Here is a 14,641-nt window from a genome sequence, read left to right as displayed (position 1 = left end):
CGGTCACCGTCCCGCCAAGGGGACGCGCCGGTCGCGCGATCACCCCGGACACGAGTATCCGCACCCGTGCGCCACGGCCGGCGCGCGGGGTGGGGCCCAGGCCGACCGCACCCCGACTCCGTCGGGCGACCGGCCCCGATCAGGCGCGGGAGCGGTGCGCGACGGCGTGGGCCCGCACGACCGCGCCCCATGCCTCCGACACCGCGCCCCAGACCGTACGGAGCTCCGCCTCCGCCTCCCGTACGGAGGTCACGACGGCCTCCGGGTCCACGCCCTCCGCGCGGACCTGCGCGTGATCGGCCTCCGCCCACCGCGCGACCGTGCCGGCCCCCACCTCCGGATGGAACTGCAGCCCCCACCCCGCGCTCCCGACCCGGAACGCCTGGTACGGGCAGTCGTCGCCGGTCAGCAGCGGTACGGCACCGGGCGGCAGCCGGTCCACCTCGTCCCAGTGCCACTGCGCGGCCAGGGCGCCCTCCGGCACCGCGCCGAGCACCGGGTCGCCCTCGGCCGCCGGCAGCCGCCGCAGCGGTACGGCCCCGAGCTCCGGCCCCCGGGCCCGGGTCACGACCGAACCGCCCAGGGCGTGGGCGACGATCTGGCCGCCGAGGCAGATCCCGAGGAGCGGCACCTCGCGGGACACCGCCTCGCGGACGAGCGTACGGACGCGGGGCAGCCACGGCGCGGCCTCGTCGGCCTCGCAGTTCACGGACCCGCCGAGGACGAGCAGCCCCGCGTGGCCGCCCAGGCCCTCCGGGAGGGGCTCGCCCCGCCAGGCACGCACCACGTCGAGACGAAGACCGGCCCGTACGAGGCACTCACCGACGAGACCGGGACCGGCGTCCTCCTCGTGCTGCACCACGAGCACGGCGGGTGCGGCGCCCTGAGCCGCGAGGGGCCCGGCCGTCGGACGGGCCGGGGCCGTCGCACGGGCCCCGGCCCCGGCGGAGTTCCGGGCCGCAGCCGGTGCCCCGGCCGTCCCGGATATCCCGTCGGTCACAGTCGTCTCGCTCGTCACGGTGGTCGTGCCTCCACGCTCCGGCCCGGGACGCCCCGGGGATGCGGTCTCCCCGAGGATCTCCGAAGAAGTGCACGAGCGGGAGCCCCTGGGGACCTCCCCTGTGATCGGTTGAGTAGGCCGCGCCTCCCCGGCTGAGTACGTCGACCGATACGCGGCCGGCCGGCCGCCGCTGGAATAGGGCCATGACCTCCGACGCCCGGCGCCACCGCCCCCTCCAGCACGTCACCGCCACCGGCACGGCCCTCGCCGTGGCTCTCGGGCCCGTGGTGATCGGCGCCCTGCTCGTGCGGTCGGCGGGCGGCGACCCGATGGCCTCGGTCAACGCCCTCATCGCGGGCGGCGGTCAGCGCGCCCGGATCTCGCGGGCGCAGCTCCGCTCCTGCGGCGGCCGGGTTCAGGCGCGAGGCCGGCGGGCCGGCAGGAAGGCCCGGGGCGTCGCCGCCGTGGGGGACCGGCTTCCGCACCGGGCGGGCCGACTTGTGCGCCGCCGAGCACCGGGAGAGCGCCCCGCCGAGCAGGCGGCGGCGACAGAAGCGTAGGAGCGGTGGTGGCCGTGACGCGCGGGTCTAGGGGGTGTCTTGTCGATCAGGCCGGGCTCGCGGGGTCTGATCGACAAGACACCCCCTAGGGAGGCGCCCCGCGATGTGTCCCCGCCGAACGGTCCCCGGACGTCCCCCACATGGGCGATGATCGTCGCATCGGAGGATACCCGGCAGTAGCAGGACCGGGACCATGACGAAAGGCACACCGAATGCCGAGGCGGCACCCTGCGCGGGACGACCACCCATCGGGCGGCACCGGGGACGGAACCGCGCCCCCCGCGCCCCCGGCCGGAGACGAACCCGGCATCGCCCGGCGCCGGTTCCTCGGCTACGTGCTGGCCGCTCCCACCCTCACCGTCGCCGCCCAGCTCGGCGCCGAGGCCCTCGCGCCCCGGCAGGCCGCCGCCGCGGCCCCCGCGCTCATCCCGTCGCTGCCCGGCCCGGCCGAACTCCTCGACCTCAACGAGCTGCTCACGCTCGCGGCCCTGCCGACGAGCAACCTCCTCACGATCCGCATCGAAGCCGACGGCACGGCCCACTTCGCCCTGCCCCGGGCCGAGGTGGGTCAGGGCGTCACCACCTCCAGCGCCATGATCGTCGCGGAGGAACTCGACCTTCCCCTGGACAAGGTGAAGGTCACCCTCGCCGACGCCCGGCCCGAGCTCCTCTTCAACCAGCTGACCGGCGGCTCCAACACCACCTACTCCACCTACACCCCGATCCGGGTCGCCGCCGCCGTCGCCCGCGGCCGCCTGCTGCGCGCCGCCGCCCTCATCCTCGGCGACGCCGTCGACACCCTCACCACGAAGGCCGGCGCCGTCGTCTCCCCGGCCGGCACGCTCCTCGGCTACGGCGAACTCGCCGCGAAGGCGGCCGCCCTCACCGACACGGCCGTCGAGGTCACGCTCAAGGACCGCGCCGACTTCCGCGTCATCGGCACCGCGCAGCGCAGACTGGACGCCCTCGAAGCCGTCACCGGCCGCAAGAAGTTCGCGATGGACCTCCAGGTCCCGGACGCCCTGCCCACGATGGTCTGCCGCCCGCCCACCATCAACGGCACCGTCCGCTCCGTGGCCAACCTCGCCGAGGTCCGAGCCATGCCCGGCATCACCGACGTCGTGACCGTCTCCACCGGCGTCGCCGTCCGCGGCCGCACCTTCGGTCAGTGCGTCGACGCCGTCCGGGCCCTCAGCGTCGACTGGGGTCCCGGCACCGCCGAGGGCGCCTCCGACGCCACCGTCCTGGACAAGCTCCGCCGGGCCGAACTCCCCCTGGTCGTCCCGCCGCTGCCTCTCCTCACCAAGGCGGTCGACGCCCGCTTCACGTTCCACTTCTCCAGCAACGCCGCCCTGGAGACGAACTGCGCGATCGCCGACGTACGGGAGGACTCCGCCGAGATCTGGGCCTCCCTCAAGGCGCCGATCGTCGCCCAGGAACAGATCGCCCTCAAGCTCGGCCTGCCGCCCACCGCCGTCCGCGTCCACGTCACCGAGGGCGGCGGCTCCTTCGGCCGCAAGCTCTTCCACGACGCCGCCCACGAGGCCGCCGAGATCTCCCGCGCCCTCGGCAAGCCCGTCAAGCTCATGTGGCACCGCACCGACGACTTCCGCCAGGGCCGTACGCACCCGATGTCCACCTCGCGGGTCCGCGCCACGTACTCGCTGGGCGAGGTCCTCACGTACGAGCAGCGCCACACCTCCGTCGCCACCGACTTCGGGCACGGCATCGGCGAGCTCCTCACCGCGGAGGTGGCCCGGCTTCCCGTCGCCGATCTCACCTTCTCCGAGACGATGTTCCAGCTCACCCAGGTGAGCCCCTACCACCTCGGCGTCACCACCCAGCTGCTCTCCGAGACCGACAAGGGCTACAACACCGGCTCCATGCGCGGCATCTACTCGCCCAACGTCCGCTGCGCCCAGGAACTCGTCATGGACGAACTGGCCCGCCGCATGGGCCAGGACGCGTACGCGCTGCGGCGCCGTCTCGCGAAGGACCCGCGGGCCCGCGCCGTCCTCGACAAGGTCGCCGAAGTGGGGGAGTGGGGGCGGACGATGGCCCCCGGAACCGCCCAGGGCATCGCGGTCCACGCCGAGTACCACTCCGTCGTCGCCGTCCTCGCCGAGATCGACTGCCGCCCCGGGACCACCGGGCGGCAGATCCCGAACGCGTACACCGGACCGCGCGTGACGAAGGTCGTCTGCGCCGTCGACGTCGGCCTCGCCGTCAATCCCCGCGGTCTGGAGGCCCAGATGATGGGCGGCATCTCCGACGGCATCGCCCTCACCCTCACCTCCGGACTCCACCTGCGCGACGGGCACTTCCTCGAAGGCAGCTGGGACCAGTACTTCTACACCCGGCAGTGGAACACCCCGCCCGCGCTGGAGATCATCGTGATGCCCTCCGACGGCGAGAAGCCCGGCGGAGCGGGTGAGCTGGCGGTCGCCGGAGCCATGGCCGCCGTCGCCTGCGCCTACGGCCGGGCCACCGGCACGATGCCGACGGTCTTCCCCGTCAACCACGCCGAGCCGCTCGCCTTCACCCCCCTGCCGACCGTCCCGCCCGTCCCCGCCTCGCCCACCGACGGCCGCGACCGCACCATCTGAGAGCTGGAGTCCCCGTGCCGCAGCACACCTTCATCCTGAACGGCAAGGCCGTCACCGCCGACGTCGAGGGTGACGTCCGGCTCCTGTGGGTCCTCAGGGACGTCCTCGGCGTCACCGGACCCAAGTACGGGTGCGGCGTCGGCGTCTGCCGGGCCTGTACGAGCCACCTCAACGGCAAGGCGTTCACGCCCTGCGCCGTGCCCGTCGACGACCTCGCCCCGACCGACGAGATCACCACCATCGAGGGCCTCCCGGACACCGTCGGGACCGAGCTCCACCCGATGCAGGAGGCCTGGCTCGACCTCGACGTCGCCCAGTGCGGCTTCTGCCAGCCGGGCCAGATCATGGCCGCGGTGGCGACGGTCCGCCGGGCGCGGGAGGCCGGGCGGGAGATCACCGAGGCCGACCTCGACACGATCCGCAACATCTGCCGGTGCGGCACCTACGACCGCATCCGCCAGGCCGTCCTGGAAGGCGCCCGCCGGATGGACTGACCGGGGGACGGGCGGACGCGCCGACCCGTCCTGACGGGACGCCCGGAGCGTACGGAGGCCCCCACCGCGCAGCGCGGTGGGGGCCTCCTGTCGTGTGCCGTACGGCGTGGGGTCGGACTCAGACGGCCGGCGGTATCCGTGACGCACGGCCCGAGCCACGCGTCAGCACATAGCCGCCGACGCCCGCGAGCGCCGCGAGGACGCCGCCCGCCACGGTCCAGATCCAGCGGTCGGACCACCAGCCGGAGGACCAGCCGTCCTCCGGGGCCGCGGCCTCCACGGCGGAGGGCCGGCCCGCCTCGGCGTCCGCCTCCGCCTGGTCGGCGGTGGTCGCCCCCGGCACGAGCGGCGCGGCGAGCGAGCCGTCGGTGGCGTAGGCACCGCCCTGATCGAGGGTGGTCACCCCGATCCGGGCCGTGAACGGCTGGCCGAGGTCCTCGTCCGGGAGCCCGGTGACGGTCAGGCGGACGTAGTAGCTGCCGGGCAGCGGGTCGTTCGCCCAGGCGTCGGCGGAGGCACGGACCGGCCGCAGCACACAGGCCAGCGACACGGACGTGGTCTCCTTCGCCGCGGTACGGGACTGCGTCCCGTACATGCACGGCTGACGCCGCCGCAGCCCGTCGTACACGTCGACCCGCCAGGTGGTGGGGCCGTGCCGCAGCGCCGCGTCGGGGAGCGTGACGGAGGCGCTCACCGTCGGCCGCTGCCCGGTGTCGGCGGGGAACACCCAGTACAGGTAGTCACCCGTGGCGGCCTGCGCGGTGGCCTGCTGCCCCGGAAGGAACCGGGTGGCGGTACGGAACGTGGTCCCGGCCTCCGTCGGCCCGGCGCTCGCGGCGGGGTCCGCCGTGGGCGTGGGGGAGTCGGCGAGCGCGGCCGGCGCCGTGACACCGAGGAGCGCGGCGCCCGCGAGGGCGACCGTGGCGAGCATACGTACGGTACGCATCAGTTGGTCCTCCAGACAGCGACGCGCCAGCGGGACACCCAGCCCCAGACCAGACCGGCCAGGAACCCGGCGAGCACGAGCACGCCGAGCAGCCACCAGCCGCGGCCGAGCCCGAAGGAGGCCACGTCCGACGCGGCCGACGGACCGTCGACGACGTCCACCGTCAGCTCGATCGGCATACCGGGCGTCGTCTTGACCGACGGGGGAGCGGAGAAGGAGTTGCTGACCTGGAGGCAGACGGTCTCGGCGGCCGGCTTGGCGTCCCCGGGCCCGTCGTCGAGGTCCGGCTTCGGGTAGCGCAGACCGGTCGAGATCACGTCCGTCCGTCCGTCGCCCGCCTCGGAGCCGCGGACGATCTCGCGACCGCTCAGGGTGACCGCGCGCAGCAGTACCCCGTAGTCGTTGTTGACGGCGCGGTCGGCCGAGACGCTGACGGAGGCGCGCAGTTCCTGGCCGGGCAGCAGGTCGACCCGGTACCAGCGGTGCTCGCCGAAGGTCTCGCGGTCGGTGTAGAGACCGGCCTTGAGCTGCGGGGCGTCGGCGCAGCGCGGCGCGCCCTTCGTGCCCACGGGGGTCACGACGGGGTCGGCGGCACGGTCGACCAACTGCTTGACTCTGCGAGAGAGTTCATCGGTGCGGTGGACCGAGGTGTACGTGCCTCCGGTCGCCTCCGCGATACAGATGAGCTGCTGCCGGGTCTTGGCGTCGGGGACGAGGCCCAGGGTGTCGATGACGAGGTGGATGCCCTTCGCCGCGATCTCCCGAGCCACCTGGCAGGGGTCGAGCGGGGCGCAGGTGTCCTCGCCGTCCGTGATGAGCACGATCCTGCGGGTGGCGTCGCCGCCCTCCAGGTCCTCGGCCGCGCCGAGCAGCGCGGGTCCGATCGGGGTCCACCCGGTCGGGGCGAGGGTGGCCACCGCGGTCTTGGCCTCGGTGCGGTCGAGCGGGCCGACCGGGTAGAGCTGCCGGGTGTCCTTGCAGCCCCGCTTGCGGTCGGGGCCGGGGTAGTCGGCGCCCAGGGTGCGGATGCCGAGCTGGACCTCCTCGGGCACCGCGTCGAGGACCTCGTTGAAGGCCTGCTTGGCGGCGGACATGCGGGACTTGCCGTCGATGTCCTTGGCCCGCATGGAGCCGCTCACGTCGAGCACCAGCTCGACCTTGGGGGATTCCTTCGCCGGCGGTCCGTCGGCGGCCGCGCTCGTCGGCAGGAGCGCGGCGGTCAGGGCGGCGAGCAGTGCGCAGGCCCCGGTCGCCAGCCGTTTTCTCGTGATCATCGCCGGATCGTATTGATGATCCTCCGACAATCCAAAACGGGGGTGACGGGGCGTCCGGTCAGCGGTGCTCGGGGTTCGGGAACTCCGGCTTGCGGCCGGCGTCCCATCGAGTCCGGCGCCCGGGTGAGGAGCCCGTCGAAGTGCGCCACGACCCGCAGGGTTTCGCTCGCCTCCGGGGCGAGGGACACCAGCCGTCCCACCAGGTTGCCGCACCGGCGCCCCCGCGCGCGCTTTCCACGGTCTACGGAGGTCCGCGAGCGGTCTTCCCTCGGGCATCCCGTAGGTGTCAGTCCTCCGCGGCCAAGCGCCGTACCTCGGCCAGCGCCTCGCTCACCGCTGCCGGGATGTCCGTCACCGGGAACCGCGCGTGCCGCACCGTGCCGTCACGGTCGATGACCAGCACGGTCCGTTTCAGTCGCAGCAGTTGTCCGGCGCGGAAGGTAGGCAGGCGCAGGGCGGCGGCGAGGCGGAGGTCGACGTCGGAGAGGAGGGTGAAGGGGATGTCCTCCTGGCTAGCGAACACGCGCTGTTCGTCGGGGCGTTGGGTGCTGACGCCGCGCACCTCCGCGCCCGCGGCGCGGAAGTCCTCGTAGGCGTCCCGGAAGAGCCGGTTCTCCAGCGTGCAGCCGACGGTGCCGGGGATGTGCGACCAGCCCTCCGGCAGGGGGCTGGGGCTCCCGGTCGCCGGATAGCAGAACAGGACGGTGGCCACGCCGCCGGCCACCGGGTCGACCGGCGCGCCGTCCCGGTGACCGGGCAGCCGCAGGCGCGGCAGTCGCCGGCCCGTCAGGTCCGCGACGCGCCGTGCCTCCGCGCTCGTCTCGTCGGCGGTGCCGCTGAGCGAGCCGTCGCCGAGGAGCCAGCGGTCGGCCCAGTCCTGCATCGACAGCAGGACCGGCAGCAGCCCCCGGCCGCTCTCGGTCAGCCGGTACTCGTGCCGCGTCGGCCGCTCCTGGTACGGGACCTTCTCCAGCACCCCCGTCTCCACCAGGTGCGCCAGGCGCTCGGTGAGCACCTTCCGGGAGATGCCCAGCTCCTCCTGGAGCGCGTCGAACCTGTGGTGCCCTCGGGCGGTCTCCCGGATCAGGAGCAGGCTCCACCAGTCGCCGACCACCGACGCGGCCTGCGCGATCGCGCAGGCGGCGTCCCGCTCGGGAACCGACCTCATCACTGCGTCTCCACTTCTGCGCGCACGGCGGCCGCTCGTCGGGACCATCTTGCGCCATGAGGTCGGTTCCGGATAGAAACTCACCTGGAACCAGTGAGTTCCCAAAAGAGACTAACAAGACCCGGGGGTGGGCGCCGTATGAGCGGAACACAAGCGATCCAGGAACACGACCGACGCGACGACGAACGGGAGACCTCGTCGCCGGGCGTCTTCTGGCGCTTCTGGGCCGCCGCCACCGTCAGCGGCGCGGGCACCGCCGTCACCGCCCTCGCCCTGCCGCTCGTCGCCCTCACCGTCCTCGACGCCACCGCCTTCGAGGTCGCCCTGCTCGCCGCCGCCGGGCAGGTCTCGTGGCTGCTGCTCAGCCTCCCGGCGGGCGTCCTCGCGCAGCGCGTGCCGCTGCGCCGACTCCAGGTCACGCTCGACCTCGTACGGTTCGCGGCGCTCGGATCGCTGCCGCTCGCCTCGTGGATCGGCACGCTCACGTATCCGCACCTGCTGTTCGCGGCGCTCGTCACCGGCTCGGCGACCGTGCTGTTCGACATCGGCAACTCGACCTTCCTGCCCGCTGTCGTCCCGGCCCAGCAGCTGGCCGCCCGCAACAGCGTCATGTCGGGCACGCACGCCGTCACCGACACCGGCGGCCCCTCCCTCGGCGGCGTCCTGACCGGCGCGACGGGCCCGATCGGCGCGCTCGTCGTGGACGCCGCCAGCTACCTGGCCTCCGCCGTGCTCCTGCGCACCCTCCCCGAGAGCCGCCCCGCGCCCCGCACCGGCGAGAGCGCGCTGCGGCTGATGCGCGAGGGATGGCGCTACGTCACCAAGCACCCGGTCATGCGCCCCTGCATGATCTGGGCGACCGCCGCCAACTTCCTCAACGCGGCCCTCGTCGCCCTCACCCCCCTCTACCTGGTCCGCGAGGCCGGCCTCGACTCCGTACAGCTCGGTCTCGTCCTCGCCATGGACGGGGTCGGCGCGCTCGCCGGCGCCGCCGTCGCGGTCCGCGTGACCACGCGCCTGGGCACCGCGCGGGGCGTCATCATGGCCGATCTGGCCGGCGGCGCGCTGCTCCTGCTCGCCCCGCTGACCACGTCGGCGGGGGACGCGTACTGGTTCGCCCTGGGCAACGCCGGCTTCGCCTTCGGCACCGTCATCGGCTCGATCACCACCCGCACCTACCGGCAGACGCAGTCGCCCCCGGAACTGCTGTCCCGCGTGATGGCCACGGTCCGCTTCGTCTCCTGGGGCGCGTTGCCGCTCGGCGCGCTCACCGCCGGCCTCCTCGCCACCCAGGTCGGCGCCCACACCGCGCTCTGGACCGTCTGTGCCGCCGCCCTCCTGCCCCCGCTCTACCTCTTCTCCACCACGGTGGGCCGCCACCGCGACCTCATCTGACGCCCTGGCGCCACGACACCGTCAGATCGCCGACCACGTAGGCGCGTTCCGGCGACGGCGCACGATCTGCACGGCCTGGATCGCGTGTGGTGCGCCAGGCCGCACGACGGACCGGGTCGATCCGGAGCTGACTTCCGCCGGACCTCCGACCGATCCGGCCCGCGCTCAACGGTGCTCGGGGTTCTCGAAGTCGAACCGGCAGCCGGCGTCCCACTCGGAGCGCTGGTTTCCGTGGGCGGGGATGCCCCCGGCGTCCTTGAGCATCCTCGCCAGGTGGAGCTGGTTCCAGGTCATGAAGGTCGTGTTGCGGTTCGTGAAGTCGTTCTCCGGCCCGCCGGAGCCGGGGTCGAGGTACGACGGGCCCGGGCCGGCCGCGCCGACCCAGCCCGCGTCCGCCTGCGGCGGAATGACGTATCCGAGGTGCTGGAGGCTGTAGAGGACGTTCATCGCACAGTGCTTGGCGCCGTCCTCGTTGCCGGTGATCAGGCAGCCGCCCACACGACCGTAGTAGGCGTACTGGCCCTGCTCGTTGAGGATCGACGAGCAGGCGTACAGACGCTCGATCACCTTCTTCATGACCGAGGAGTTGTCTCCCAGCCATACAGGTCCAGCCAAGGTGAGGATGTCCGCGGCCATGACCTTCGAGTAGATGACGGGCCACTCGTCGGTCTCCCAGCCGTGCTCCGTCATGTCGGGCCACACACCGGTCGCGATGTCGATGTCCACCGCTCGCAGCACCTCGACCTCGACGCCCTGGCGCTCCATGATTCCGCTACTGATGTCGATCAGGCCCTGAGTGTGGCTGCGCTCCGGCGAACGCTTGAGCGTGCAATTGATCACCAGGGCGCGGAGACCACGGTAGGACGCGGCGGTGTCGGTCATGGATGCGTTCCCCTGCGGACGAGTGGGCGGGTCGGGCGGCGAAACACGCCCGGTTGCCGACGTCGATAGGGCCCCGGGTTGGTCCGGCCGAAAATCCCGTCTACTGTCTCGCCTCGTTGAGCGGAATGACCGAACGCCGCGCCAAGGGCGGCCCCGATCACCCACATGGCCCGCACCGATGACAGGTATCCCCGACTCGGATCGGGCCGCACGGCACGAGGATGTCGGCGGCCATCACCCGCTCGTACAGCTCGGGCCAGGCGTCCGACGCCCAGCCGTGCTCGGTCATGTCGGGCCGGACCCCGGTGGCGATGTCGAGGTCGACGGCCCGCACCAGCGAGGTGGTCACGCCCTGGCCCTCCATCACGGACCGGCTGCGCTCGATCAGGCCTTCGGTGTTGCTCACCTCGGGGGAGCGCTTGAGCGTGCAGTCGAGAGAAAGGGCGCTGAGATCGTCGTACCGGTACCGGGGGGGATTCGGGCACGGCCGTCGGCGGACTCCTCGCTCCGGGGGCGGCCCCTCCGGGGACCACTCCCAGCCTGGACGGCGACGCCGGGCCATCCGGTGCGACCGAACGCAGGAGGAGCCTGGCGTCGCGGGCCGCCGGTGTCGCTCAGCGGTCGAACGTCACCACCGCGTGGATGGTCTTGCCGTCCGGATGGGTGTCCACGGTCACCTCACGGCAGAGCCGCAGCACGATCGGCCAGCCGAAGCCGCCGGGACGCAGCTCCTTGCGGAGCTCGTGGAGCGGGAGGTTCCTACTGGCGTCGGACACGGACACGGTCACCCGGTCGTGCCCGACCTTCAGTCCGAAACCGGTGACGCCGCCCCCGTGACGGTGCGCGTTCGTGACCAGTTCCGAGGTGACGAGGAGCAGGTCGTCGATCTGGGACGGCCGCAGGGGGCCGAGGGCCACGAGCGTGTGGCGGACGACATGCCGCGCCTCGGCCGGTGTCCGGACCGGGGACGATCCGCGGTTCCCGGCGCCGTGCGGGTCAGTCCCGGGTGCCCGGGACCTCTGGTCGTTCCGGGTCTTCATGACGGGTCCCCTTCTTCCTGGTGCGTCGACAGGCGATGGGTTGCGCCTGCCCGTCCGAACCAGGGTGATGCGTGTCCTCCGCGGCCGAGGCCCGGAGCGGCCGTCCACGGAGGAGGAGTGCCTCCGGGAAGCGGGGGTACGAGAACCGGGACCGCTGAACGGACCGTGAGCAAGAGGAGGTTGTCCCCGTGCGGACCGATCCGGCCGAGGCGATGACGACGTGCGTGACGAACGGCGCGTGTGAGGACCTGCCCGTGCTCGACGCGCCGCACGAGATCCCACCCCGGGACGCGCGTGCGCTGTCGAAGGTGTTCTTCCGGGAACTGGCGGCGCGGGAGGAGGGGACGGCGGGGCACCAGTACGTCCGGAACACCCTGATCGAGATGAACATGTCGCTGGTGGTGTACGCGGCGGGTCGGTTCCGTGCGCGGGGCGAGGAGAGGGAGGACATCCTCCAGGTCGGCATGGTCGGTCTGATCAAGGCCATCGACCGCTTCGACCTCTCGCGCGAGGTGGAGTTCGCCACCTTCGCCGTGCCGTACATCGTGGGCGAGATCAAGCGGTTCTTCCGAGACACCACCTGGGCGGTGCACGTTCCGCGCCGGCTCCAGGAGGCACGGCTGGAGCTGGCGAAGGCGACCGACGAACTGAGCGCGCGGCTCGGCCGGGCCCCTCGGACCGCCGAACTCGCGCCGGTCATGGAGCTGTCCGAGGACGAGGTCGTCGAGGCCCAGGTCGCCGCCAACGGCTACACCTCGACGTCCCTGGACGCCACGATCCCCGGCGGTGACAGCGAGGACGACGACGCCGCCCTGGCCGATCGCATGGGTCAGGAGGACCCTGCGCTCGAACTGTTCGAGGAATTCCACACCCTGGCCCCGCTGGTGGAGGCCCTCGACCCGCGCGACCGCCTGCTGCTGCACCTCCGTTTCGTCGAGGAGCTGACCCAGACGCAGATCGGTGAGCGGCTTGGCGTCTCCCAGATGCACGTCTCCCGGCTCCTGGCCCGGAGCCTGAACCGGCTGCGGGAAGGGATGGTCGAGCCGGGAACCGACGGCTGAGCGGGGAGCCGGGAACCCACGGCTGAGCGAGGAGTCGGCAACCGACGGCCGAGCGGGCGGCCGGCCGGCCGTGGAAGGGCGCGGCCGGGCCTCCGCCGGGCCGCGCTCCCCTCACCGGACCGCGCCGAGAAACGCGCGGGTGCGTTCCTCGGCGGGCGCGTCCAGGAGGGCCTCGGCCGGGCCCGACTCGACGACGCGGCCACGGTCGAACATCAGGATCCGGTCGGAGACGTCCCGGGCGAAGCCCATCTCGTGCGTCACGCACAGCAGCGTGATGTCGGTCCACCGGGCGATGTCCCGCAGCACGTCGAGCACCTCCGCGACCAGCTCCGGGTCCAGCGCGGACGTCACCTCGTCCAGGAGCAGGATCTCGGGGCGCATCGCCAGCGCGCGGGCGATGGCCACGCGCTGCTGCTGGCCGCCGGAGAGCCGGGTCGGCCGTGCGTCGACCTTGTCGGAGAGTCCCACCAGGTCGAGCAGCTCCCGGGCCCTGCGGCCGGCCTCCTCCCGGTCCTCGCCGAGCACGTGCACGGGGGACTCGACGACGTTCTCGAGGACACTCATGTGCGGGAAGAGGTTGAACTGCTGGAAGACCATGCCGATCCTCCGCCGTCGCGCGGCGAGATGACGTTCGCTCGCGGGCACCAGCTTCCCGGCGGATCCGCCCGGCATGTGGGAGAAGGGCAGCCCGTCCACGTGGATGACCCCGTCCGTCACCCGCTCCAGCGTCATGAGCAGCCGGAGGATCGTGGTCTTCCCGGAGCCGCTCGGGCCGATCAGGGTCACCCGCTCCCCGCGGGCGACCTCCAGGTCGAGGCCGTCGAGCACGGTGTGGTCGCCGTACCGCTTCGTGACCCGGTCGAAGCGGACCGCGAGGTCCTCAGTGGGCAAGGCGTGCCTCCAGTCGTCGTATCAGCACGGACGTCGGCCAGCTCGCGAGCAGGAACACCGCGGCGGCCAGGGTGAAGCTCTCCAGATAGGCGAAGTGGGTGCTGCCGAACGCGTTCGCCTCGTGGACCATCTCGTGCACGGTGATCACCGACAGCAGCGGAGTCTCCTTGAGCATGGAGACCGCGTAGTTGCCCAGCGGCGGCAGCACGTTGCGGACGGCCTGTGGCAGGACCACCGCCCGCCACACCCGCCGGCGCGGCAGCGACAGGGCCGTACAGGCCTCCCACTGCCCCTTCGGTACGGCGTCGATGCCCGCCCGGTACACCTCGGAGAGGTACGTGGCGTAGTGCACGCCGAGGACCAGGACGCCCAGCGTCGGCGCGTCGAGCCCCGGGATCAGCACCCAGGCCGCGAACAACTGCACCAGGAGCGGAGTCGAGCGGACGAAGCCGGCCGCCCCGCGCACCGGCAGGGCCAGCCACGGTGGACCCGCGCGCTGGACGAAGGCGAGTGCCAGACCCAGGGCGGCCGCGAGGGCGAAGGCCGGCACGGTCGCGACCAGGGTGACGCCGAACCCCTCGAGAACGGTCGGCAGAGCGGCCCGGGCGGCCTCCCCGTCCCACATCACACGCCTCCTTCCTGCCCGAGACGGGCCTTCGCGGCCCGCTCCAGGGTGTTCATGAGGAGGCTCAGGACGACGGCCATGCCGAAGTAGAGCCCCAGGAGCAGCAGATACGAGGCGGCCGTCGAGCCCGTCGCGGAGCGCAACTGGTCGATCTGGAAGGTGAGATCGGGAACCGTGACCAGGGACATCAACGGCGTCGCCTTCAGTAGCTGGACGAGCAGGTTCTTGAACGGCGCGACCATCAGGGCGTGCGCCTGCGGCAGCACCACCCGCCGCAGGCGCAGCGCGGGCCCCAGGGACAGCGCGATCGCCGCCTCGGTCTGGGCCCGGGGCACCGCGGCCACGGCGCCCCGCACCACCTCGGAGCCGTACGCCCCGAAGTTGAGCCCCAGCGCGAGCACGGCGCAGGCCAGCGGCTCCAGCCGGAAACCGAGCATCGGCAACGCGAAGAACAACCAGAAGAGCTGTACGTACAGCGAGGTCCCCCGGAAGAACTCCACGACGAGCCGCGCCGCTCCGCGCACCGGCAGCCGCGCCGACCGGGACAGCAGGCCCAGCGCGTACGCGAGGACCAGGGCGAGCGCGGCGCCGAGCACCGTGGCCTCCACCGTGACCAGGAGTCCGTCGGCGAGCCGGGGCACCGCGCGCCGGAACTCGGGCAGGAAGTCGGCCGCGACAGTCACAGACCCGGACCCGAAC

At 72.9% G+C, this 14,641-nt stretch carries 14 protein-coding genes and 1 pseudogene; 5 read left to right on the top strand and 10 right to left on the bottom strand.

The genetic code is table 11. The features are described from left to right. Positions 1–139 precede the first annotated feature (139 nt). Positions 140–1,018: a type 1 glutamine amidotransferase gene (locus OG580_RS01320; protein WP_267041771.1), complete on the bottom strand. Its 879-nt coding sequence runs from the start codon at positions 1,016–1,018 to the stop codon at positions 140–142. A 185-nt stretch (positions 1,019–1,203) separates the two neighbouring features. Between OG580_RS01320 and OG580_RS01315 the strand changes: the two genes are divergently transcribed. The 3 genes from OG580_RS01315 to OG580_RS01305 all read left to right on the top strand — a co-directional run bounded on the left by OG580_RS01315 (position 1,204) and on the right by OG580_RS01305 (position 4,660). Next, the gene (locus tag OG580_RS01315) at positions 1,204–1,560 is read left to right on the top strand and encodes a hypothetical protein (protein ID WP_267041770.1); all 357 of its coding nucleotides are present in this window, start codon (positions 1,204–1,206) and stop codon (positions 1,558–1,560) included. A 212-nt stretch (positions 1,561–1,772) separates the two neighbouring features. Beyond that, positions 1,773–4,166, top strand: a complete 2,394-nt coding sequence (locus tag OG580_RS01310) for a molybdopterin cofactor-binding domain-containing protein (protein WP_267041769.1) — start codon at positions 1,773–1,775, stop codon at positions 4,164–4,166. A gap of 14 nt (positions 4,167–4,180) precedes the next feature. Beyond that, a complete protein-coding gene (locus OG580_RS01305) occupies positions 4,181–4,660 on the top strand; it encodes a (2Fe-2S)-binding protein (protein WP_267041768.1) in 480 nt (159 codons plus the stop codon). 118 nt (positions 4,661–4,778) lie between these two features. On the opposite strand, the gene OG580_RS01300 is transcribed toward OG580_RS01305, so the two are convergent. From OG580_RS01300 to OG580_RS01290, 3 genes are all read right to left on the bottom strand, one after another. After that, a complete protein-coding gene (locus tag OG580_RS01300; protein ID WP_267041767.1) occupies positions 4,779–5,606 on the bottom strand; it encodes a hypothetical protein in 828 nt (275 codons plus the stop codon). After that, complete coding sequence (locus OG580_RS01295) at positions 5,606–6,880, bottom strand: VWA domain-containing protein (protein WP_267041766.1); 1,275 nt, start codon at positions 6,878–6,880, stop codon at positions 5,606–5,608. The genes OG580_RS01300 and OG580_RS01295 overlap by 1 nt, the downstream gene beginning before the upstream one ends. Before the next feature lie 286 nt (positions 6,881–7,166). Next, positions 7,167–8,048: a winged helix-turn-helix transcriptional regulator gene (locus tag OG580_RS01290; RefSeq protein WP_267041765.1), complete on the bottom strand. Its 882-nt coding sequence runs from the start codon at positions 8,046–8,048 to the stop codon at positions 7,167–7,169. Between the two features lie 138 nt (positions 8,049–8,186). Between OG580_RS01290 and OG580_RS01285 the strand changes: the two genes are divergently transcribed. Beyond that, positions 8,187–9,443 carry an MFS transporter gene (locus OG580_RS01285; RefSeq protein ID WP_267041764.1) on the top strand — a complete coding sequence of 419 codons (1,257 nt, stop codon included), beginning with the start codon at positions 8,187–8,189 and terminating at the stop codon, positions 9,441–9,443. A gap of 165 nt (positions 9,444–9,608) precedes the next feature. Here the strand turns inward: OG580_RS01285 and OG580_RS01280 are convergent, their stop codons facing one another. The 3 genes and pseudogenes from OG580_RS01280 to OG580_RS01270 form a co-directional block, all read right to left on the bottom strand. Then, positions 9,609–10,325 carry a flavodoxin family protein gene (locus tag OG580_RS01280; protein ID WP_267041763.1) on the bottom strand — a complete coding sequence of 239 codons (717 nt, stop codon included), beginning with the start codon at positions 10,323–10,325 and terminating at the stop codon, positions 9,609–9,611. A 187-nt stretch (positions 10,326–10,512) separates the two neighbouring features. Next, a pseudogene (locus OG580_RS01275) lies at positions 10,513–10,731 on the bottom strand (flavodoxin family protein); the annotation flags it as partial. A gap of 208 nt (positions 10,732–10,939) precedes the next feature. After that, the gene (locus tag OG580_RS01270; protein WP_267041762.1) at positions 10,940–11,365 is read right to left on the bottom strand and encodes an ATP-binding protein; all 426 of its coding nucleotides are present in this window, start codon (positions 11,363–11,365) and stop codon (positions 10,940–10,942) included. Between the two features lie 212 nt (positions 11,366–11,577). On the opposite strand from OG580_RS01270, the gene OG580_RS01265 reads away from it, so the two are divergent. Continuing rightward, a complete protein-coding gene (locus tag OG580_RS01265) occupies positions 11,578–12,426 on the top strand; it encodes an RNA polymerase sigma factor SigF (RefSeq protein WP_267047850.1) in 849 nt (282 codons plus the stop codon). A 111-nt stretch (positions 12,427–12,537) separates the two neighbouring features. On the opposite strand, the gene ehuA is transcribed toward OG580_RS01265, so the two are convergent. The 3 genes from ehuA to ehuC are packed head-to-tail and all read right to left on the bottom strand — an operon-like array spanning position 12,538 to position 14,604. Further along, complete coding sequence (gene ehuA / locus OG580_RS01260; protein ID WP_267041761.1) at positions 12,538–13,317, bottom strand: ectoine/hydroxyectoine ABC transporter ATP-binding protein EhuA; 780 nt, start codon at positions 13,315–13,317, stop codon at positions 12,538–12,540. Continuing rightward, positions 13,307–13,942 carry an ectoine/hydroxyectoine ABC transporter permease subunit EhuD gene (gene ehuD, locus OG580_RS01255; RefSeq protein WP_267041760.1) on the bottom strand — a complete coding sequence of 212 codons (636 nt, stop codon included), beginning with the start codon at positions 13,940–13,942 and terminating at the stop codon, positions 13,307–13,309. The genes ehuA and ehuD overlap by 11 nt, the downstream gene beginning before the upstream one ends. Continuing rightward, on the bottom strand, positions 13,942–14,604 hold the full coding sequence (gene ehuC / locus OG580_RS01250) for an ectoine/hydroxyectoine ABC transporter permease subunit EhuC (protein ID WP_323182676.1): 663 nt from the start codon (positions 14,602–14,604) through the stop codon (positions 13,942–13,944). Before ehuC ends, ehuD begins: the two co-directional genes overlap by 1 nt. Positions 14,605–14,641: the final 37 nt, after the last annotated feature.

It is taken from the genome of Streptomyces sp. NBC_00094 (assembly GCF_026343125.1).
Lineage (GTDB): Bacteria > Actinomycetota > Actinomycetes > Streptomycetales > Streptomycetaceae > Streptomyces.
This window is presented reverse-complemented; position numbering and strand designations above follow the sequence as displayed.

Bases quoted from the DNA above. Each gene is read 5' to 3' on its own strand.
- OG580_RS01315 (WP_267041770.1), top strand. From the start codon at position 1,204: ATGACCTCCGACGCCCGGCGCCACCGCCCCCTCCAGCACGTCACCGCC.
- OG580_RS01310 (WP_267041769.1), top strand. From the start codon at position 1,773: ATGCCGAGGCGGCACCCTGCGCGGGACGACCACCCATCGGGCGGCACC.
- OG580_RS01300 (WP_267041767.1), bottom strand. From the start codon at position 5,606: ATGCGTACCGTACGTATGCTCGCCACGGTCGCCCTCGCGGGCGCCGCG.
- OG580_RS01295 (WP_267041766.1), bottom strand. From the start codon at position 6,880: ATGATCACGAGAAAACGGCTGGCGACCGGGGCCTGCGCACTGCTCGCC.
- OG580_RS01290 (WP_267041765.1), bottom strand. From the start codon at position 8,048: ATGAGGTCGGTTCCCGAGCGGGACGCCGCCTGCGCGATCGCGCAGGCC.
- OG580_RS01285 (WP_267041764.1), top strand. From the start codon at position 8,187: ATGAGCGGAACACAAGCGATCCAGGAACACGACCGACGCGACGACGAA.
- OG580_RS01280 (WP_267041763.1), bottom strand. From the start codon at position 10,325: ATGACCGACACCGCCGCGTCCTACCGTGGTCTCCGCGCCCTGGTGATC.
- OG580_RS01270 (WP_267041762.1), bottom strand. From the start codon at position 11,365: ATGAAGACCCGGAACGACCAGAGGTCCCGGGCACCCGGGACTGACCCG.
- OG580_RS01265 (WP_267047850.1), top strand. From the start codon at position 11,578: ATGACGACGTGCGTGACGAACGGCGCGTGTGAGGACCTGCCCGTGCTC.
- ehuD (WP_267041760.1), bottom strand. From the start codon at position 13,942: ATGTGGGACGGGGAGGCCGCCCGGGCCGCTCTGCCGACCGTTCTCGAG.